General features: G+C 71.2%; 18 protein-coding genes and 2 pseudogenes. 9 read left to right on the top strand and 11 right to left on the bottom strand.

Annotation, left to right across the window (positions count from 1 at the left end):
* Positions 1-27: 27 nt before the first annotated feature.
* Positions 28-1,221: an alpha-hydroxy-acid oxidizing protein gene (locus ACH4D5_RS36565; RefSeq protein ID WP_398311775.1), complete on the bottom strand. Its 1,194-nt coding sequence runs from the start codon at positions 1,219-1,221 to the stop codon at positions 28-30.
* Between the two features lie 254 nt (positions 1,222-1,475).
* On the opposite strand from ACH4D5_RS36565, the gene ACH4D5_RS36560 reads away from it, so the two are divergent.
* Entirely contained in the window at positions 1,476-1,892 is a 417-nt protein-coding gene (locus ACH4D5_RS36560; RefSeq protein WP_398311772.1) for an ATP-binding protein, read from the top strand.
* Positions 1,893-1,941: 49 nt separating this feature from the next.
* Here ACH4D5_RS36560 and ACH4D5_RS36555 read toward each other — a convergent pair whose 3' ends face one another.
* Together ACH4D5_RS36555 and ACH4D5_RS36550 are read right to left on the bottom strand one after the other, a co-directional pair.
* Positions 1,942-2,331, bottom strand: a complete 390-nt coding sequence (locus tag ACH4D5_RS36555; RefSeq protein WP_398311769.1) for a hypothetical protein — start codon at positions 2,329-2,331, stop codon at positions 1,942-1,944.
* A 25-nt stretch (positions 2,332-2,356) separates the two neighbouring features.
* Entirely contained in the window at positions 2,357-3,010 is a 654-nt protein-coding gene (locus ACH4D5_RS36550; RefSeq protein ID WP_398311766.1) for a TetR/AcrR family transcriptional regulator, read from the bottom strand.
* Positions 3,011-3,129: 119 nt separating this feature from the next.
* Here ACH4D5_RS36550 and ACH4D5_RS36545 point away from each other — a divergent pair, with 119 nt between their 5' ends.
* The 3 genes from ACH4D5_RS36545 (at position 3,130) to ACH4D5_RS36535 (ending at position 6,544) form a co-directional block, all read left to right on the top strand.
* Entirely contained in the window at positions 3,130-4,092 is a 963-nt protein-coding gene (locus ACH4D5_RS36545) for a zinc-dependent alcohol dehydrogenase family protein (RefSeq protein ID WP_398311763.1), read from the top strand.
* 403 nt (positions 4,093-4,495) lie between these two features.
* Positions 4,496-5,458 (top strand): pentapeptide repeat-containing protein, encoded by a 963-nt coding sequence (locus ACH4D5_RS36540; RefSeq protein ID WP_398311761.1) that lies wholly within the window; start codon positions 4,496-4,498, stop codon positions 5,456-5,458.
* 132 nt (positions 5,459-5,590) lie between these two features.
* On the top strand, positions 5,591-6,544 hold the full coding sequence (locus ACH4D5_RS36535; RefSeq protein WP_398311758.1) for a GNAT family N-acetyltransferase: 954 nt from the start codon (positions 5,591-5,593) through the stop codon (positions 6,542-6,544).
* A 64-nt stretch (positions 6,545-6,608) separates the two neighbouring features.
* Here ACH4D5_RS36535 and ACH4D5_RS36530 read toward each other — a convergent pair whose 3' ends face one another.
* The 3 genes and pseudogenes from ACH4D5_RS36530 to ACH4D5_RS36520 form a co-directional block, all read right to left on the bottom strand.
* Positions 6,609-8,123: a hypothetical protein gene (locus ACH4D5_RS36530; RefSeq protein WP_398311755.1), complete on the bottom strand. Its 1,515-nt coding sequence runs from the start codon at positions 8,121-8,123 to the stop codon at positions 6,609-6,611.
* 79 nt (positions 8,124-8,202) lie between these two features.
* A pseudogene (locus ACH4D5_RS36525) lies at positions 8,203-8,898 on the bottom strand (dioxygenase); the annotation flags it as partial.
* Between the two features lie 54 nt (positions 8,899-8,952).
* On the bottom strand, positions 8,953-9,882 hold the full coding sequence (locus ACH4D5_RS36520) for an AraC family transcriptional regulator (protein WP_398311752.1): 930 nt from the start codon (positions 9,880-9,882) through the stop codon (positions 8,953-8,955).
* Positions 9,883-10,179: 297 nt separating this feature from the next.
* On the opposite strand from ACH4D5_RS36520, the gene ACH4D5_RS36515 reads away from it, so the two are divergent.
* The 3 genes from ACH4D5_RS36515 to ACH4D5_RS36505 all read left to right on the top strand — a co-directional run bounded on the left by ACH4D5_RS36515 (position 10,180) and on the right by ACH4D5_RS36505 (position 12,719).
* Positions 10,180-10,800, top strand: a complete 621-nt coding sequence (locus ACH4D5_RS36515) for a TetR family transcriptional regulator (protein WP_398311749.1) — start codon at positions 10,180-10,182, stop codon at positions 10,798-10,800.
* A gap of 14 nt (positions 10,801-10,814) precedes the next feature.
* Positions 10,815-11,600 (top strand): SDR family NAD(P)-dependent oxidoreductase, encoded by a 786-nt coding sequence (locus ACH4D5_RS36510; RefSeq protein WP_398311746.1) that lies wholly within the window; start codon positions 10,815-10,817, stop codon positions 11,598-11,600.
* 78 nt (positions 11,601-11,678) lie between these two features.
* A complete protein-coding gene (locus ACH4D5_RS36505) occupies positions 11,679-12,719 on the top strand; it encodes an NAD(P)-dependent alcohol dehydrogenase (protein ID WP_398312130.1) in 1,041 nt (346 codons plus the stop codon).
* A 1-nt stretch (position 12,720) separates the two neighbouring features.
* On the opposite strand, the gene ACH4D5_RS36500 is transcribed toward ACH4D5_RS36505, so the two are convergent.
* Positions 12,721-13,134, bottom strand: a complete 414-nt coding sequence (locus ACH4D5_RS36500) for an arsenate reductase ArsC (protein ID WP_398311743.1) — start codon at positions 13,132-13,134, stop codon at positions 12,721-12,723.
* A gap of 120 nt (positions 13,135-13,254) precedes the next feature.
* Here ACH4D5_RS36500 and ACH4D5_RS36495 point away from each other — a divergent pair, with 120 nt between their 5' ends.
* Together ACH4D5_RS36495 and arsB are read left to right on the top strand one after the other, a co-directional pair.
* The gene (locus ACH4D5_RS36495) at positions 13,255-13,566 is read left to right on the top strand and encodes an ArsR/SmtB family transcription factor (RefSeq protein ID WP_398311740.1); all 312 of its coding nucleotides are present in this window, start codon (positions 13,255-13,257) and stop codon (positions 13,564-13,566) included.
* On the top strand, positions 13,566-14,675 hold the full coding sequence (arsB, locus tag ACH4D5_RS36490; RefSeq protein ID WP_398311737.1) for an ACR3 family arsenite efflux transporter: 1,110 nt from the start codon (positions 13,566-13,568) through the stop codon (positions 14,673-14,675). Before ACH4D5_RS36495 ends, arsB begins: the two co-directional genes overlap by 1 nt.
* On the opposite strand, the gene ACH4D5_RS36485 is transcribed toward arsB, so the two are convergent.
* From ACH4D5_RS36485 to ACH4D5_RS36470, 4 genes and pseudogenes are all read right to left on the bottom strand, one after another.
* Entirely contained in the window at positions 14,647-15,036 is a 390-nt protein-coding gene (locus tag ACH4D5_RS36485; protein WP_398311734.1) for an ArsR/SmtB family transcription factor, read from the bottom strand. The genes arsB and ACH4D5_RS36485 overlap by 29 nt on opposite strands.
* 91 nt (positions 15,037-15,127) lie before the next feature.
* Positions 15,128-17,424 (bottom strand): annotated as a pseudogene (glgB, locus tag ACH4D5_RS36480) (1,4-alpha-glucan branching enzyme).
* 82 nt (positions 17,425-17,506) lie between these two features.
* Positions 17,507-18,850 carry a maltokinase gene (locus ACH4D5_RS36475; protein ID WP_398311732.1) on the bottom strand — a complete coding sequence of 448 codons (1,344 nt, stop codon included), beginning with the start codon at positions 18,848-18,850 and terminating at the stop codon, positions 17,507-17,509.
* Positions 18,851-18,863: 13 nt separating this feature from the next.
* Positions 18,864-19,268 (bottom strand): alpha-glucosidase C-terminal domain-containing protein (locus ACH4D5_RS36470; RefSeq protein WP_398311729.1); only part of this gene is annotated, 405 nt, incomplete at its 5' end.

The following is a 19,268-nucleotide window of genomic DNA, read 5'->3' as shown; positions in this document are numbered from 1 at the left end:
AAGCACACCATTGCCACGCCGCGGGGGTCACTCCACGCGCTGGAGCGCCTCCGGGGTGAGATCGGCGAGCGTCGGGTAGCCGTCGACCGCCATGAGGAGGTCGGCCTCGGCGAGCAGTGAGCGCAGCACGTGCGTGACGCCGTCCGCGCCGCCGATCCCGAGGCCGTACGCGTAGGGGCGGCCCACGCCGACGGCGGTGGCGCCGAGCGCGACGGCCTTGACGATGTCCGCGCCGCTGCGCACCCCCGAGTCGAAGAGGACGGGCAGCCCGTCCGCGGCCTCGACGACCGCGGGCAGCACGTCGAGCGCGGGCAGTCCGCCGTTGGCCTGGCGGCCGCCGTGGTTGGAGCAGTAGATGCCGTCCACGCCGCCGTCCTTCGCGCGGCGCACGTCCTCCGGGTGGCACAGGCCCTTCACGATCAGCGGCAGAGACGTGAGGGAGCGCAGCCACGGCAGGTCGTCCCAGGTCAGCGGGTTGCCGAAGAGCTGCACCCACTTGAGCACCGCCGACTGCACGTCCTGCTCCGGGTCGGCGGGCAGCTGGGCGCGGAAGACCGGGTCGCTCGTGTAGTTGGCCAGGCAGTGGCCGCGCAGCTGGGGGAAGTTGGAGGTGCTCAGGTCGCGCGGGCGCCACCCGGAGATCCAGGTGTCCATGGTCACGACGATGCCCTTGAAGCCGGACTTCTCCGCCCGGCGCACCAGGCTCTCGGCGAGTGCGCGGTCGGTCGGCGTGTACAGCTGGAAGAAGCCGGGCGTCTCGCCGAGCTCGCCCGCGACCGCCTCCATCGGATCCTCGGACAACGTGGAGGCGATCATCGGAACGCCGGTCCGCGCGGCCGCCCGCGCCGTCGCGAGATCCCCGTGCCCGTCCTGCGCGCAGATCCCGAGAACCCCGACGGGCGCCATGAACAGGGGTGACGGCAACGTCATGCCGAACAGGTCGACGGACAGGTCGCGTTGCGCGGCTCCGACGAACATCCGCGGTATCAGGCCCCAGCGCTCGAAGGCGGTGACGTTGGCGTTCTGCGTACGCTCGTCACCCGCGCCGCCGGCGACGTACGAGACGATCGAAGGAGGCATGGCGGCATGCGCCCGCGCCTCCAACTCGTCGAAGGTCATCGGGTACTTGGGGACGACCCCGCGCAGCCCATCGAAGTAGATCTCATCCTGATAGGCCTTGAAATCCTTGAAGACCTTGTGGGGGCGAGGAATTGCGTTCATGGGCGGCCTTCCCGGCGTGGCGGAGCGGACACCGCGCCTTCGACGCCGGTGCCGACGGATGACCGCTCAGTCTGGTTTGAAGCTGATGTCAGGGTCAATGTGTGGCAAGGGAAGCGATCGCGGGCGGATTGAGGATCAGCGGGCGGGGGCATCACCGTGGGGCAGGACCGGTCGCGCGCCACGGGTCGCGGCCCCGGTGGCGACGTTGATCGCGGGTGGACGCCGGTTTTTCTCGGGGAGGGGAGTGAGCTGCCATGCGTGCGCACCAGCGCGCCCATCGGTCCAAGGAACGGGTGGTGTACGCGCTGCCGCAGGAGCCCGCGTCGGCGGGCCGGGCGCGGCACCTGACCTCCGGGTTCCTGTCAGGATCCCGCCGCCGCAAGACGGAGGTGGCCGCCGAGCGCGTGGACGACGCCACGCTGATCGTCTCGGAGCTCGTGTCCAACGCACTGCGGCACGCGGACGGCGGCTGCCGCCTGAGCGTGGAGGTCTCCGGCGACCGAGTGACCGTCGAGGTGACCGACACCAGCCCCGAACGCCCCCGGGTCCAACGGCAGAGCACAGACAGGGAGAGCGGCCGCGGCCTGGCAATGGTCCGCCAACTGGCCCACCGCCTGGAGGTGGTGGGCACCCACCGGGGCGGCAAGACGATACGAGCAGTACTGGCCTGAGCACCGCACTGCCGCCCCGACCCGCGGTACCGGTCCGTGGGGGGGGGCTTCAGCGATCGACCACCCGGCGTGCGTCCAAAGGCCAGGACCCCGTGCCGACGATGTGCTCGATGAGCCTCAACGCCTCCCGGACGGGGACAGTGTCCTCGTCCGGGTACTCGTCGTGCTGCCCGTTGGAGAGGGCGAACCCTTCGCTCGATCCCTCGGCTTGCGGGGTCACGGCATGCTCGCCGGGGTCTCCGGCTTCTTCGAGCAGCATCACCATCGCGCGCTCAGAATTCGTGACGAAGGCCAGCGACCGCCCGGACGAACTGGCCAGCCACGTCTCGAGCCGCCCGCTGTCAATCCTCCGACGGAGGACTCCCGACACCGTCTCGGGCGACACACGAACGGGTTCGTCATCATCGATCGTCCAGGACTCGGTCACGGTCACGGTCACGGTCACGACAATCTCACGGACGGGTCTATGGCGTGCCCGGCGAGGGCGGGAGCGTGAGCTGTAGGTGGGGTGGCGGTGGTAGGGGTGTGGGGGAGTCCGTCTCTGGGGCGGTGGCGTGGAAGGCCTCGATCATGTAGGCGGCGAAGCGGCGGGAGGCCGTGAGTCGGGCCGTGCGCGGGGTGTCCTGAAGGCCCCGGTGGGCCGTGAGCATGAGGACCAGGTCGTCGAGGACGAAGCCGGGGCGCAGGTGGCCGGCCTCCTGGGCGCGGCGTGCCAGTTCACCGACCGCGCGCAGCGTCTGCTCCCGGTCGGCGGTGAAGTCCATGGCCTCGGGGAACGCCGCCATGAAGGCGTCGGCGAACCCCCGGCTCTGCGCGTGGAGTTCGCAGATCCGCTCGACCAGGCTCCGGAAGCCGGACCACGCGTCCGACTCCGCGAGGGCGTCGCGGACGGCGGCATGGCACTCCCGCCGCTGCTCGGCGAAGGTCTCCACGATCAGCGCCTGCTTGGTCGGAAAGTGCCGGTACAGCGTGGCGGGGCCGACACCGGCCTGCCGGGCGACCTCGCGCATGGGCGCGCCCAGCCCCTCCTCGCCGAACACCGTGCGGGCGGCGTCCAGTATGCGGATCCGGTTGTCGCGGGCGTCGGAGCGCACGGACTGAGGCAAATGATGGCTCATCGCTTCTCACTTTAGCCAAGCGGACGGGGGCGTCCGTTACGTTCCGATGGCGGTGCTGCCGGGCCTGCCGGGCCGCGCGCACCTGCCACCCCCCCCACCAACCGCGAGGAGTAGTAGCCATGAAAGCCGTCGTGATCAGGACCTTCGGTGACCCCGACGGCCTGGAGGTCGTCGATGTGCCCGCGCCCGATCCTGCCCCGGGACAGGTGCGGATCGCCACGGAGGCGGTCGGGGTGGGCGGCGTGGACGCCGTCATCCGCCGGGGAACGCTTGCCGCCCACGGCTTCCGGGAGGGCCATCTCCTCGGCAGCGAGGTCGCGGGAACGGTCACCGCGGTGGGAGACGGCGTGGACGCCTCCTGGATCGGGCAGCGGGTGTGGGCGTTCACCGGCCTGTCCGGCGGCTACGCCGAGCAGGCCGTCGCCGCGGTCGAGGACATCCTCGTCCTGCCGGACGACCTCACCGGCACCGACGCGGTGACGCTCGGCGGCTCCGGCGTAGTCGCCCACTTCGCCCTGGACCGGGCCCGTTTCACGCCCGGCGAGTCGGTGCTCGTGCGCGGTGCGGCGGGCAGCATCGGGATCACGGCGGTCCAGCTCGCGGCCAGACGCGGCGCGAGCGCGGTGGCGGTCACCACCTCATCGACGGCACGCGGCGCCCGCCTGCGGGACCTGGGCGCGACCCATGTCCTCGACCGCTCCGGCGAGGGAGGCCCGGATGCGCCGACGGGCTTCGACGCAGTGATCGACATGATCAGCGGCCCACAACTGCCCCTCTTCATCGACAGGTTGAACCCCAATGGACGCTACGTGGCTGTCGGCGTGGTCGGTGGGCAACCGCCGACGGACTTCGGCATGCGGCTGATGGACGGCTTCCGCAAGTCGTTGTCGTTCACCACCTTCAGCTCCGACACCGTGCCCGTCCCCGACCGGCAGGCTGTGCGGTCGTCCCAGTTCACCGAAGCCGCACACGGAGACCTGCGCACGGTCGTGCACGAGGTGTTCCCACTGGACCGGGCGGCGCGGGCCCACCACGCGATGGACGCGGGCGAGGTGTTCGGCAGGATCGTGCTCACGCCCTGACCCGGAGCCACTGCGACGCGGTCTCCGAAGAGCCGTCAGCGACTCCGCAACACCCTCCAGCGCCACGGATGTGAGTGCGCGACACCCTCCAGCGCCACGGATGTGAGTGAAGGCCTGGCGTGGCCCAAGCACGCCCGGGTCAAATGGACTCATGACAGGGGGAGCCATGCAACCAGGCGGGAGGGTACGGCGGTTCCGAACTTCCATTGTCCGTTCCTTGACGAATTTCACCCGACGTGCGGAGCCGCCGGCACAGGACCCGGACAGCGGGAGCCCGTCTACCTCTGCATCCAGGCCGGGAAGCGAACCGTGCAGGCCGCCGGACGGAACATCAACGGCAGAACCCGTGCCGAGCAATGCCGGGGCGCCTGCAGGGGACAACAAATGGTCCACCATAGGTGGCGTGGCAGGTGGCCTGATCACAGGTATCGCGGCAGTCCTGGCCGTCGTCGTCACCACCCAGCAGATGCGGGCCGACATACGCGCCACGCATGAGGAACAAATCGCGAATCGCTATACCGCCGCAGTGAACAACCTCGGCAATGAATCGGCGGATGTGCGGCTGGGGGGTGTCTACGCCCTGCAGCGCATCATGCAGGACTCACCGCGGGACCAACCGGCCATCGTCGACGTTCTCTCCGCCTATGTCCGCACGCACGCCCGCTCGTCCGGGCGGGAGAGCGCGGGGTACAAGGGCCGGCCCGAAGCGGATGTGCATTCGGCGTTCGAAATTCTTGCACGCCGGAACCCCGACCATGACGGCGCAGCGGCAGTGGATCTGCGCGAGGCGTATTTGCCGCAGATAGCCCTGCGCAGGTGGTACGGCCCGGACTCGGACGAGGGGGACGTGGACCGCCCGCGTCTGAGCAGGGCCAACCTGAGTGGCGCGAATCTTGCGTCTTCGGATCTGAGCGGTGCGGACATGAGCGAGGTTTTCCTCAGCGGAGCGAAGCTGCCGTCGGCGGACTTGGATGATGCCGACCTGCGCTCGGCCACGCTGTTCCATGCCGACCTGACCAACGCGACGCTCCAAGAAGCCCAAATGGCCCGTGGGAGCTTCGTAGAGGCCACATTCGTCAATGCGTCTCTCCGGGGGGCTGATTTGCGTGGAGCGGATCTCCGTGGGGTGGATCTGAAAGGTGCGGATCTGAAAGGCGCGGATCTACGCGGCGCGGATCTACGGCCCGCGCAGCGCCGCAAGGTGAACGGCAAGGAAGTGGGACGTGAGACGGGGAGGACCACGCGGGTGACAGTGGAGCAGTTGGCTTCCACCAAGCTCGGCCCTCGAACGAAGCTGCCGTCAGAACTGGCAAAGGATGCGCGGGTCAAGAAGCGGATCGCCGAGGGAAAGAGCAAGGAGGACTGAGCGGCACTGGTGTGAACGGAGTGGCAAGCCCCGGGGACAGTGCACACACGTCGTCAGGGACTCGTACGAGATGGACGGCCCCCCGGAAAAAATCCGTTGTGGTCCGGCCCCCAGCCCCCGGACAGTGGACCCATGACGACGTCCCTCACGCCGCCCCCGGGCCTGACCGTGCGCCCGGCGACCCTCGGTGACACGGCGGCCGTGTGTGCGCTGCTCAATGAAGTCGACCTGCTGGAGATCGGCCGGGCCGACACCGAGCCGGCCGAGGTGCAGGCCGACTTGAAGCACCCCGAGGTGGACCTGGAGCGGGACTCCTGGCTGCTGTACGACGGTGACCTGCTCGTCGGGTACGCGCTGCTGCGGGACGAATCAGGCGGCGAGCGGATCGACGTCGACCACTACGTCCTGCCCGGCCGCCCCGAAGGCTCCCTGCACCTCTTCGACCTGTTGGAGGACCGCGCCGCGGAGCGGGCGGCGGCCAACGGCGCGGCGCGAGCCGTCGTGCACCTCCACCTCAACACCGCGCCCACCACGGACCCGACGGCCCTGCGCGCACGAGGCTGGCGGACCGTGCGCCGTTATAACGTGATGGCACGTCAAATCGACCCACAGGCCGACCCGTTGCCTGCGCCCCCGCCCGGAGTGACATTGCGGCCGTGCCTGGCCGAAGAGGACCGCAGGCGCGCCCACGACCTGCTCCAGAAGTGCTTCGCGGAGCACTTCGACCACCAACCGCGCACGTACGAACAGTGGTTGGACGACATCGACGCCGAGCGGGTCGACTGGTCGCTGATCTGGGTCGCCCACGTCGAGGGGCACGGAGACGCAGCCGTGCTGCGCACCCACAACGACCGCGCGTCGATGGGATGGATAGGCAACCTCGGCGTCCTGGCCGAGGCCCGCGGGCGCGGCATCGGCAGCCACCTCCTGCGCCACGCCTTCGGGCACTACGCGGCACTGGGCCGCGACCGGATCGGCCTCGGCGTGGACACCGACAACAGCAGCGGCGCGCTCGCCCTGTACGAACGGCACGGCATGGCCCTGGACCACGCCGTCGACACGTGGGAGCTGATCCGCCCGGTCTGAGGCCTCCGACGGGGGGAGGCCTCAGACCGGGGCACGTGCCCGACACGGCCGGCGAGGAGCGGGGCTAGCGCAGCCCGCTGCCGAAGAGCGCCGCGGTGTTCGGGGCCGCGACGTCCTTGGGGCCGAAGGCCACGGACTTCCTCGCCGTCAGGCCGCTGGACGTGCCGCGCAGCGACCACACCGCGCCGGCCTGGGCGTTCTCCGCGACGGAGGACGCCGCGAGGTCGCCGTGGCCGTCACCCGTGACGTCGAGCAGCGACACGGCCGACCCGAAGAAGTCGCCCTTCTCGGCGACTCCGGGCACGTCCGCCGTGTCCTGGTGGAAGGCCTGGGCCCCCGTGCCCGTCACGCCGTCGGCGCTGCCGCGCACGAGGACGACCGCGCCGGCGTCGGCGACGTCCCGGACGTTCTCACCGACCACCCCGAGCGCGACATCGGCGTAGCCGTCGCCGGTCACGTCGCCGACCGCGACCGAACGGCCGAAGCCGTCACCGCTCTCCTCGGCACCGGGAACGCCCGGCAGGTCCTGGTCGAACTTCTGCACACCGTCCTTCAGGCCGTCCGCCGAGCCGTAGGCGACCATGGCCCTGCTCTCGTAGTCGCTGTCGCCGACGACCAGGTCGTCGTAGTGGTCGCCGTTGACGTCGCCGACACCGAGGGCGCCGCTGGAACCCGGCGCGTCACCCCGCTTGAAGCCGGTGGCGGTGCCGTACAGGACGCTGTTGCCCCACTCGCCGTCGCCGTAATAGTCGTTCATGGCGATGTCGGCGCGGCCGTCGCCGTTGATGTCGCCGACGGCCTGGGGGACCACCGGGCCCTTCACGGACTGCGGCCCGTCCACGCAGGTCTCGGGCCGCTCACCGCACGACGGGCCGGGGCGCTCTTCGTCCTCGTAACTCCACCACTGCGACTTGTCCATGAAGTCGAGCGTCGCGGCGGGGGTCCCGGTGCGCTTGAGGGGGCCCTGCCACAGGCGGGCACCCTGGGGGGTCGCGTCGTCGCCGTAGTAGCCCACCCCGGCGAACAGCGCGAGGTCGGTGGTCCCGTCACCGTCGAAGTCCCCGGCCTGCGGCCTGAAGCCGTACGTGGCGACCTTCGTGCCGCCGGTGAGGCCAGAGGCGGAACCCCACAGGATCACCGAGCCCGCCGCGGAGCCCCGGCCGGCGCTGCCGACGACGAGATCGGTGAAGCCGTCGCGGTCCAGATCGCCCTTGGTGAACGAGTCGCCGAAGGCCTGCTTGGCGGTGGCCGCGCCCGGCACGCCACTGGTGGAGCGGCTGATGATCTTCTTCTGGGCGGGGTCGAGGCCGTCCTTGGAGCCGTACGTCACCACCACGTACCCGGCCTTCGCCTGGCCGGAGACCGTGCCGCCCGGGGCGCCGGCGACCAGGTCGGCGTAGCCGTCGCCGTTGAAGTCGTCCGTCGGCCGCACGGCGCCGCCCACGCGGCCGGCGTCCGGCGCGGCCGCGTGGGCGGCGGTGCCCTGCCCCAGGGCCCAGGCCGAGAGGCCGCCGCCCACCAGCAGGGAGGCGGCGATCAGCGGCATGGTGACACGGGCTCTGCGGCTGGTGAGCGACATACGTCTTCCTCTGTTCCTCAGGTGTTCTTGACCGGTCAGTTGACCTGCCGTGCCCACCAAAGGTTGTACGGCGCCGCTACTGCGGCACATTGAGGACGAAGTCGAAGTCCGCCTCCTTCGCGTTGCCGACGGTGCGGACGTTCATGAGCAGCCGGGGGTCGAATATCGTGTCCGTGTTGTTGCGCGGCTCACCCGGGAAGTACAGCTGCGTCGTGAGGATCGGGCGCCCGGGGGCCTGCACCTTGACGTGCAGGTGGCGGGTGCGACCCGGGTAGAGGCCCGGCACGATCGTGGAGAGCTTGAACGCGCCGTTGGCGTCGGTGAACTGGTGCCCACGGAAGCGGTATCCCACGTTGTCGTACGCTCCGTAGGTGTCGGCCTGCCAGAAGTCCAGCAGCGCCCGGGGGATCGGTTTGCAGGCCAGTCCGAAGACGTAGCCGGTGACGGTGAGGCGCACGCCCGGGGTGCCGGGCTGGACCAGAGAGGTGCGCTGCGGCGAGTTGCGCTTGAAGTACGGCCCCTCCATCTGCGGGATGGTCGGGTCGTCACCGTCGTCGCAGGTGGGCGTCGGCTCGACCGCCTCGCCCCGCTCGCCGGCGGTCCGCGCCAGCGCGGGCGCTCCCCAGAGGGTCAAGGGCACACTCATGCCCATCGCGGCGGCGGCCCGCAGGACGGTCTTGCGGCTCGGGCCCTTGCTGCCGTTCACACCGGTGCCGCCGGATGCGCCGGCTTCGGGGGTGCCGTCACCGTCGGGGATGCCGATCTCGTTGTCCATCGCTCGCTCCTCCTGAGCCGTAAGGGATGGGTGCGTTCCGGATCGGCTATGAAGCTATGCGGGGGAGGAGGACCCGACGATGGACTGGAGCCGGTGGTCGTGGTGAATATCGCCACCGCCGCGCCGGAAGTCCCCGGGGCTCGCGCCGGTCTCGCGGCGGAAGAAGCGGCAGAAGTACGCCGGGTCACCGAACCCGACCCGCCCCGCCACCTGACGGACCGACAAGTCCGTGCGCAGCAGCAGGCGTTTGGCCTCGTGCACCCGGGTCTGCCGGATCAGTTCGCCGGGCGTGCGGCCGGTGGAGGCCTTCACCGCCTCACTGAGGTAGCTCACCGAGACACCCAGCCGCGCCGCGCACGACCGCACCGACTGCAGGGCACCCTCGGGGCCGGCGAGGAGCGTCGCGAAATCCGTGGCCACCGAGGCCGGCCGCGAGTGCGGCGCTCCCTCGTGGGGCGCCCCCTCGTGCGGCGGTCCGGACGCCGCCGGCGACGTCCGCAGGGCGGGCAGCCGCGCCGCCCGCACCACCAGGATGTGCAGCAGCGCCCGCAGAACGCCCTGGAACCCCTCGGCCCCCGACCGGTACTCGCCGTCCAGCTCGGCGACCAGGCGGGCGGTCCACTCCGCCGCCTCCTCGGTCAGGTCGAGACAGGAGCGCCGGGCGAGCCCCCGCAGGATGTGCCGGTCGGCCGGATGGTCGAGGAGGAAGTCATCGGTGAACAGGATGACTTGGCCCTCGAGCCCGGCCACGCCGTCCCAGTGATGGACCTGCCCGGGGGCGATGAAGCACAGGTTCGGCGGCCGCAGCGTGAAGCGGCTCAGGTCGACCACGTGCCCGCCGCTGCCGCCTGTCACGTGGACGATCTCGTGGAAGGTGTGCCGGTGCGGGAAGGGCGCACGGGACATGGGCCCGATGGTGTCGAACGTACCGATGGCGAAGGGCAGGGTGTTGGGCATCGGCACCTGCAGCCGATGCGTCGGCATGCCCTCCTCGCCCGGCTCTCCGTTGTTTCCCTGACCCGGTAAGACGGTGGTGCCGCGCATGCGCACGCTCCTCCTCGGCAGCTGACCTTCCGGGCCGCTGGTCCGGACCAACGGCGCGGAACCACGATGGCACGCGCGACCGCAGTCGGGCAGAGGGCGTGAAGGCTCCCGCCGAAACCGCCGAAACCGCCGAAACCGCCGAAACCGCCGAGCCCGCCGAGCCCGCCGAGAGCGACGCAAGCTGTCCCGGCGGGCCAAGTGTCCCATTGAGACAGTTCGAGGAGTACAGTCGAAAGCATGAGCAGCACACAGGGCCGCAGGACCCGCAAGGTCCAGGAGAGCCGGGCCGCCATGGCGAACGCCGCCGTGGACCTGGTCCTCGCCCACGGCCTCGACCAGGTCACCGTCGAGACGATCAGCGACCGCGCCGACGTCTCCCGCCGCACCTTCTCCCGCTACTTCGCCGGGAAGGAGGACGCCGTGGTCGACGCCCTGCGCGCCGACTACGCGCGGATCAACGCGGCGCTCGCCGCCCGCCCCGCGGAAGAGACCCCGCTCACGGCCTACTACCGGGCCCTCCGCGGCTGGCTCGACGACGAACCGACCGCCTGGCACCGCCTGCCCCGCTCGGGCGACCTGCTCCGGCTGCTCCACGAGGAGCCGTCGCTGCTCTCCGCCTACCTGCGGGTGCGGGACGAGGCCGAGACCGAGTCGGTGGCGATCGTCGCGCGCCGGCTCGGCCTGGACGCCGAGCGCGATCTGCGCCCGGCACTCGCCGTCTCGCTGGCGGTCGGGGCGTTCGGCACGGCCGTACGGTTCTGGATCGCGCCCGGCGCGAGCACCCCCCTGCCGCAGCTCATCGACGCGGCGTTCGCGGCCCTGGCCGACGAACCCGCACCCCGAACCACCACCACGTGAAACCAGGCACCACCATGAACACCAGCACCACCAGCACAGCCGGCGTCACCGCCTCGGCGGAGTTCGCCGGGAAGACCGCCCTCGTCACCGGCGCCGCCTCCGGCATCGGCCTCGAGGTCGCCCGCCGCCTCGCCGCGGCAGGAGCGGCCGTCGTCGTCGCGGACCACAACGAACAGGGCGCGCGGGACGTCGCCCGGTCGCTCACCGAGGCCGGCGGCCGCGCCGCCGCCGTACGCGTCGACGTCACCGACCCCGAATCGGTACGCCACGCCGTCGAGTTCACCGTCGAGACCTTCGGCGGTCTCCAACTGGCCGTCAACAACGCCGGGATCGCCGGAGCCTCCGCCCCGACCGGCGAGTACACGGTCGAGGACTGGCGGCGCGTGATCGACACCAACCTCAACGGCGTCTTCTACTCCCTCCGGTACGAGCTGCCGCAACTCGTCGCCGCGGGCGGCGGCGCCGTCGTCAACATGTCCTCGATCCTCGGCACGAACGGCTTCGCGGGCTCCCCCGCGTACTCCGCCGCCAAGCACGCGGTCGTCGGACTGACCAAGAGCGCCGCCGTGGAGTACGCGGCACGGGGCGTGCGCGTGAACGCCGTCGCCCCCGGCTTCATCGACACCCCGCTGCTCAAGGGCGACGAGGCCCAGCGCAGGCAGCTGATCGCGCTGCACCCGCAGGGCCGCCTCGGCACCGCCGACGAGGTCGCGGACCTCACGCTGTTCCTGCTCTCGGACCGCGCCTCGTTCATCAACGGCAGCTACCACCTCGTCGACGGCGGCTACGCGGCCCGCTGACCCGGCCGCACGAGTAAGCAGAGCGGCCGTACGAGTAAGCAGAGACAGAAGAAGAGGTACCCCGGAATGTCAGCCGAGATGAAAGCCGTCCAGTACCGCAGCGTCGGCGCCGCCCCCGAGGTCGTCACCGTCCCGCGGCCCGAACCGGGCCCCGGCCAGGTGCTGTTGAAGGTCACCGCCGCAGGCGTCTGCCACTCCGACATCGCCGTGATGAGCCGGCCCGCGGAGGCCCTCGGCTTCCCGCTGCCGCTCACCCTCGGCCACGAGGGCGCAGGCACCGTCGCCGCGCTGGGCGAGGGCGTCACCGGGCTCGCGCTCGGCGACTCCGTGGCCGTGTACGGGCCGTGGGGCTGCGGCACCTGCCTGATGTGCGCGCAGGGCAAGGAGAACTACTGCACGCGCGCCGCGGAGCTGGGCATCCGCCCGCCCGGACTCGGGGCGCCCGGCGCCATCGCCGAGTACATGATCGTGGACGACCCGCGCCACCTGGTCCCGCTGGACGGTCTCGACCCGGTGACCGCCGTGCCGCTCACCGACGCGGGCCTGACGCCGTACCACGCCGTCAAGACCTCACTGCCCAAGCTGACGCCCGGCAGCACGGCCGTGGTCATCGGCACCGGCGGCCTCGGGCACGTGGCGATCCAGCTGCTGCGTGCGCTGACCCCGGCACGGGTGATCGCCCTCGACGTCACCGAGGAGAAGCTGCGCCTGGCCCGCGAGGTCGGCGCCCACGAGGCCGTCCTGTCGGACGGGGCGGCGGCGGGCAGGGTGCGCGAGCTGACCGGCGGCCTGGGCGCCCAGGCGGTGTTCGACTTCGTCGGCGCGCCGCCCACCGCCGCGACGGCGACCGCGTGCGCCGCGGTGGAGGCGGACGTCTCGATCGTCGGCATCGGCGGCGGAGCCGCGTCGGTCGGCTTCGGCACGACCCCCTTCGACGTGGCCGTCCGCTCCCCCTACTGGGGCAGCAGGGCCGAGCTGATCGAGGTCCTGGACCTGGCCAGGGCCGGGCTGATCGACGTCCACGTGGAGACGTACGGACTGGACGACGCCCCCACGGCGTACGAGAACCTGCACGCGGGCCGCGTCAACGGCCGGGCGGTCATCCTCCCGAACGGCTAGCTCAGGCCGTCCGCTCCGGGGCGATCTCGGCGATCAGGCCCTCGACCAGGGTCTTGATCTCGTCCCGGATCGGGCGGACCGCCGCAACGCCCTGGCCTGCGGGGTCCTCCAGCGGCCAGTCGAGGTAGCGCTTGCCGGGGAAGACCGGGCAGGTGTCCCCGCAGCCCATCGTCACGCAGACGTCCGACTCCTGGACCGCGTCCACGGTCAGCAGCTTCGGGGTCTCGGCGGAGATGTCGATGCCGACCTCGCGCATCGCCTCGACCGCGGCCGGGTTCACCTCCCTGCCGGGCGCGGAGCCCGCCGAGCGGACCTCGACGCGGTCGCCCGCCAAGTGGGTCAGCCAGGCGGCGGCCATCTGGGAGCGGCCCGCGTTGTGGACGCACACGAACAGGACGGAGGGCTTGTCGGACATCGCAAGGTCTCTCTGGTCGGCGTCAGCACCCGCTGGTGACGTCAGCACCCGCCGGCGTCAGCGGTCACTGGCATCAGCGGTCACTGGCATCAGCGGCTGCTGATGTGAAAGTATCAGCCCATGATGACGTCAGCCAACACTGAACTGATCCGGGTCGTCGCCGACCCGCTCAGGCTTCAGATCGTGACCCTGCTCGCCCACGAGACGCTCTGCACCACCCACCTCGTGGCGGAGACGGGCGCCCGGCAGACGAACCTCTCCAACCACCTCCGCGTCCTGCGCGAGGCGGGCGTCGTGGAGACCGAGCCGTGCGGCCGCTTCACGTACTACAAGCTCCGCCCGCAGATCCTGGACTCGCTGGCCGAGATGTTCGGCGAGCTCGCCGAGACCGCGCGGACGACGATCGCGACCGACCGCAAGCGGGCCTGCTGATGGCCGCCGCGGACCCCGGAACCACGTCGCCGCCCCGGGACGGCACGGACGCCTCCATCGTCGCCAAGCTCTCCACGCTCGACCGGTACCTCGCGGTGTGGATCCTCGCCGCGATGGCCGTGGGGATCGGTCTCGGCCGCCTCGTCCCCGGCCTGAACGACACCCTCGCCGAGGTCGAGATCGGCGGCATCTCGCTGCCGATCGCCCTCGGCCTGTTGGTCATGATGTATCCGGTCCTGGCCAAGGTCCGCTACGACAAGCTCGACGCCGTCACCGGCGACCGCAGGCTGATGGTCTCGTCACTGGTGATCAACTGGCTCGTCGGCCCGGCCGTCATGTTCGCGCTCGCCTGGATCTTCCTGCCGGACCTGCCCGAGTACCGCACCGGCCTGATCATCGTCGGCCTGGCCCGCTGCATCGCCATGGTCATCATCTGGAACGACCTGGCCTGCGGCGACCGTGAGGCGGCCGCCGTGCTCGTCGCGCTCAACTCGGTCTTCCAGGTCGTCGCGTTCGGCCTGCTGGGCTGGCTCTACCTCGACCTGCTCCCGGGCTGGCTCGGCCTCGGCGACGGCGAGAAGCTCGACATCTCCATGGGCGAGATCGCCCTGAACGTCGTCATCTTCCTCGGCGTCCCGCTGCTCGCCGGATTCCTCACGCGGCGGGTGGGGGAGAGGAAGCTGGGACGGGAGCGGTACGAGTCCCGTTTCCTGCCGAGGATCGGCCCGTGGGCGCTGTACGGGCTGCTCTTCACGATCGTCATCCTCTTCGCCCTGCAGGGAAAGACGATCACTTCGCAGCCGCTGGACGTGGCCCGGATCGCGCTGCCGCTGCTGGTCTACTTCGCCGTGATGTTCTTCGGCACGTTCCTGCTGGGCAAGGCCATCGGCCTGGCGTACGACCGGACGGCGACCCTCGCCTTCACGGCGGCCGGCAACAACTTCGAGCTCGCCATCGCCGTGGCGATCGCCACCTTCGGAGTCACCAGCGGCCAGGCCCTGTCCGGCGTCGTCGGCCCCCTCATCGAGGTACCGGTCCTGATCGGCCTGGTGTACGTGGCGCTGTCCTGGCGCGGGAAGTTCACCTCCCGGTCCGAGACGCGCGGGTAGCGCGGGCCGTGGGCCGGCTCAGCATGTGGCCCATCGCCGTGAGGACGGACGGCTCGACGCGGTAGTACACCCACGTCCCGCGGCGCTCGGAGGTGAGCAGGCCCGCCTCCTTCAGCTTCTTCAGGTGGTGGGACACCGTGGGCTGGGAGACGCCGACGTCGGAGATGTCGCACACGCACGCCTCGCCGCCCTCGTGCGAGGCGACCAGGGAGAACAGGCGCAGCCGGACCGGATCGCCGAGGGCCTTGAACATCGCGGCCGTCCGCACCGCCTCCTCCGCGGTGAGGGGGCGCTCCGTGAGGGGCGGGCAGCAGGGCTCGACGTCCGGCTCGAGCAGCGGCACCGTCTTCGCATTCGACATGCGTCCTATGTTGACACGCTTCTATGTCGACGTTCATCGATGCAGGGGTGATTCCGGCCGCTCCTCGGCCTCCCCGCGGCTCAGGGGCCCGTCACTCGGGCTGCAGCCACAGGGTCGCCAGTGGGGGCAGCGTCACGCGCAGGCGGGCCGGGAAGGCTCCGGTGGGCTCCTGCTCCGGCCGCAGCGGACCCGCGTTGCGCACGTCGCCGCCGCCGAACCCGGCCGCGTCCGTATTCAGCGTCTCCCGCCAGGTGCCCGCCGTCTCGGGCACCCCGAGCACGTACGCGTGGCGGATCACCGGCGAGAAGTTGCTCACCGCCAGGAGCGGCGTCCCGTCGGCGGCGAAGCGCAGGAACGCCACGACGTTGTCGTGGGCCGCGTCCGCGTCGACCCAGGCGAAGCCGGCGGGCACGGTGTCCTGCTCCCACAGCGCGGGCGTCGCCCGGTACCGGTGGTTGAGGTCGCGTACCAGCCGCAGCACACCGCCGTGGTCCGGTTCCGCCGGATACGACGGGTCCAGCAGCCCCCAGTCCATGCCGTGCTCCGGCGACCACTCGGCGCCCTGCGCGAACTCCTGTCCCATGAAGAGGAGTTGCTTGCCGGGGTGGGCCCACATGAAGGCCAGATAGGCACGGTGGTTGGCGCGCTGCTGCCACCAGTCGCCCGGCATCTTGGACACCAGCGCCCGCTTGCCGTGGACGACTTCGTCGTGCGAGATGGGCAGGAGGTAGTTCTCGCTGTACGCGTAGACCATCGCGAAGGTCAGCTCGTTGTGGTGGTACTGCCGGTGCACGGGCTCGTGCTGGATGTACTCCAGGGAGTCGTGCATCCAGCCCATGTTCCACTTCAGGCCGAAGCCGAGCCCGCCGAAGCCGTCCTGGCCGACGTGATCGGTGGGCCGTGTGACACCGTTCCACGCGGTCGACTCCTCGGCGATGGTGACCACCCCGGGGCAGCGGCGGTAGACCGTCGCGTTCATCTCCTGAAGGAACGACACCGCGTCGAGGTTCTCCCGGCCGCCGTGTTCGTTCGGCGCCCACTGGCCGTCCTCGCGGGAGTAGTCGAGGTAGAGCATGGAGGCCACCGCGTCGACGCGCAGCCCGTCGATGTGGAACTCCTCGCACCAGTAGACCGCGTTGGCGACCAGGAAGTTGCGCACCTCCTTGCGGCCGTAGTCGAAGGTGAGCGTGCCCCAGTCCGGGTGTTCGGCGCGCCGGGAGTCCCCCGGCTCGTACAGCGGCCGGCCGTCGAACTCGGCGAGCGCCCAGTCGTCCTTGGGGAAGTGCGCGGGCACCCAGTCCACGATCACGCCGATGCCCGCCTGGTGCAGCGTGTCGACGAGGTGCCGGAAGTCGTCCGGTGTGCCCATGCGGGACGTCGGCGCGTACAGGCCGGTGACCTGGTACCCCCACGACCCGCCGAACGGATGCTCGGCCACCGGCATGAACTCCACATGCGTGAAGCCCGCGTCGGCCACATAGGCCGTGAGTTCCTCCGCCAGCTGACGGTACGTCAGCCCCGCTCGCCAGGACGGGAGATGCACCTCGTACACCGAGAAGGGCGCCTGATGCACCGGACGGTCCGCCCGGTGCGCCATCCACTCCCCGTCCGCCCACACATGGGTCGACCGGGTCACCACGGAGGCGGTCGCCGGAGGCGTCTCCGCGAGGCGGGCCATCGGATCCGCGCGCAAGGTGTGCGTGCCGTCGGGCCGCGTGATGTCGAACTTGTAGCGGTCCCCCTCGCCGATGCCGGGGAGGAACAGCTCCCACACTCCGGTCGACCCCAGCGAACGCATCGGGTAGGCCGCGCCGTCCCAGTGGCAGAAGTCCCCGCACACCCGCACGCCCCGGGCGTTGGGCGCCCACACCGTGAACCGGGTGCCGACGACGCCCTGGTGGGTCATCGGATGCGCCCCCAGCGCCCGCCACAGCTCCTCGTGCCGTCCCTCGCCGATCAGGTGCAGATCGAGTTCGCCGAGCGCGGGCAGGAAGCGGTAGGGGTCCTGGACCTCGGTGTCCCGGCCGTCGTACGTCACCCGCAGTTCGTACGCGGGGATCGACGCGAGCGGCAGAACGCCCGAGAAGAGACCGTCCCCCACGTCGTTCAGGCGCGCGGACCGGCCGTCGACGACGACCGTCACCGCCTGGGCGTACGGGCGCAGCACCGTGAACGCCACGCCCCCGGGCACCGGATGCGCGCCGAGCACCGCGTGCGGGTCGTGGTGGGTGCCCGCGAGGAGGCGGCCCCGGCTCTCCTCGTCGAGCGGCGCATCGGACACGCGCCAGTCCTGCGCCCGGCCGCCGTCGGTGACGGCCCCCGGGTCGAGCAGCGGGGTGCGGAGGGTGACGGCGGGGGTGGAGGTGTCGGTGATGGCCACGGAGTCAGATCTCCTCTGAGCAGGTGCGGAGCGTGGGCGGCGGAACGGGCGGGCCGGGCGGACGCGGGCGCGGGCCCGTCGGCGGGGGAGTCAACGGCCCTCCGCCAGACGGGCGATCGCCGCCATGGGCACGGGCAGCCAGTCCGGCCGGTGCCTGGCCTCGTACAGCGCCTCGTACACCGCGCGGTCGGTCTCGTAGGCCCGCAGGAGCTCGGCCTGCCCGCGTGGGTCCCACGCCGCCTCGGCCGCGTAGCCCGCGCAGTAGGCGTCCCGGCACCGCTGGGCCCACCGGGGCTGCCAGGGCCGCCTGGCGTGGGCCGCGTAATCGAAGGAGCGGAGCATGCCCGCGATGTCGCGGACGGGGGCCTGCACGCGTCTGCGTTCGGCGATCGGGCGGGCCGGCTCGCCCTCGAAGTCGATGACGAACCACCGCTGCCCGGCCTGCAGCACCTGCCCGAGGTGCAGGTCTCCGTGGATGCGCTGCGGCGGCCGGCCCAGGCCGCGCGCCGCGACGGCGTCGTACGCGCCCCGCAGCCGTGACACGTACGGGACGAGCGCCGGCACCTGCCGCGCGGTGGTGTCCAGGCGGGCCGTCATCGCGGCGGCGAGGCGACGGCCCCCGTGCGGGTCCTCGGGGCCGGGCGCGAAGATCTGGGCCAGCGCGAGATGCACCTCGGCGGTGGCACGCCCCAGTTCGTACGACTCATCGGTGAAGTCCCGGCCCGTGGCGAGGGATTGGAGGGCCAGGGTCCAGCCGTCCGTCGCCTCGCGCAGGAAGGGCTGGAGCACCCCGAGGGTCGTCCTGCGCGGCTCGTCGGTCCAGAACCAGGCCACGGGTGCGGGCACCCGCGCACACCCCTCGCGGGCCAGCGCCCAGGGAACTTCCAGGTCGGGATTGACGCCGTACTGCACCCGGCGGAACAGCTTCAGGATGAAGGAATCGCCGTACACCAAAGAGGTATTGGACTGCTCGCCGTCCAGGATGCGGGGCGTGAGCCCCGAGGGCACCACGGTCTGCGCGTCACGTTCGAAGCGCAGCGGTCCCGCCGAGCCCGGGGTGCGCAGACGTTCCAGGAGCAGTGCGGCCGACCGGGGGTCGTGAAGGGCGTCGTACACCGTGAGCCCAGCGAGGGGACCCTCGCTGGGGCGGCCGACGAAGGCGTGGTGGAGGCGGGGCGGCAGCTCCTCGCGCACGCCGAGGAGCAGTTGGTAGCAGTCGTCGCGCGACCCGGCGTGCCCGGAGCTGATCAGCAGGTGCAGGCAGCCGGGGTGCAGTTCGGTCATCGACACCACGGCCAGGTCCGTGACGGGCAGCCCCTTGCCGGCGAACCACCGCTGCTCGGGCAGCCACTCCTGGAGCACTCCGGCCAACGACGTGAGCAGCAGCGGAGGGCTGAGGCTGCTGCCACGCGACTGCGTTGCGGTCTTGAGCATGCGACACGTCCCTTCAAAGGCGCACGGCGAGGTCCGCCGGGCGGCGCGGGTGGAGGTCGTTGCACAGCCGGAACCAGTAGAAGCCGTGGCCCGCCAGTGTCAGCAGGTAGGGCAGCTCACCGATGGCCGGGAAGCGCACCCCGCCGATCAGCTCCACGGGATGGCGTCCGTCGAAGGCCTGCAGATCGAGTTCGGTGGGCTGCGCGAAGCGCGAGAAGTTGTGCACGCACAGCACGAGGTCGTCCTGGTACTCGCGCAGATAGGCGAGGACCGCCGGATTGGACGACGGCAGTTCGGTGTACGAGCCGATGCCCAGGGCCAGATTCTGCTTGCGGATCTCGATCATGCGGCGGGTCCAGTGGAGCAGGGAGGAGGGGCTGCTCATGGAGGCTTCGACGTTGGTGACCTGGTAGCCGTA

The organism is Streptomyces sp. NPDC018029 (genome assembly GCF_044327655.1).
Classification (GTDB): Bacteria; Actinomycetota; Actinomycetes; order Streptomycetales; family Streptomycetaceae; genus Streptomyces.
Note: the sequence above shows the minus strand (reverse complement) of the source record. Positions and strands in the feature narration are given on the sequence as shown.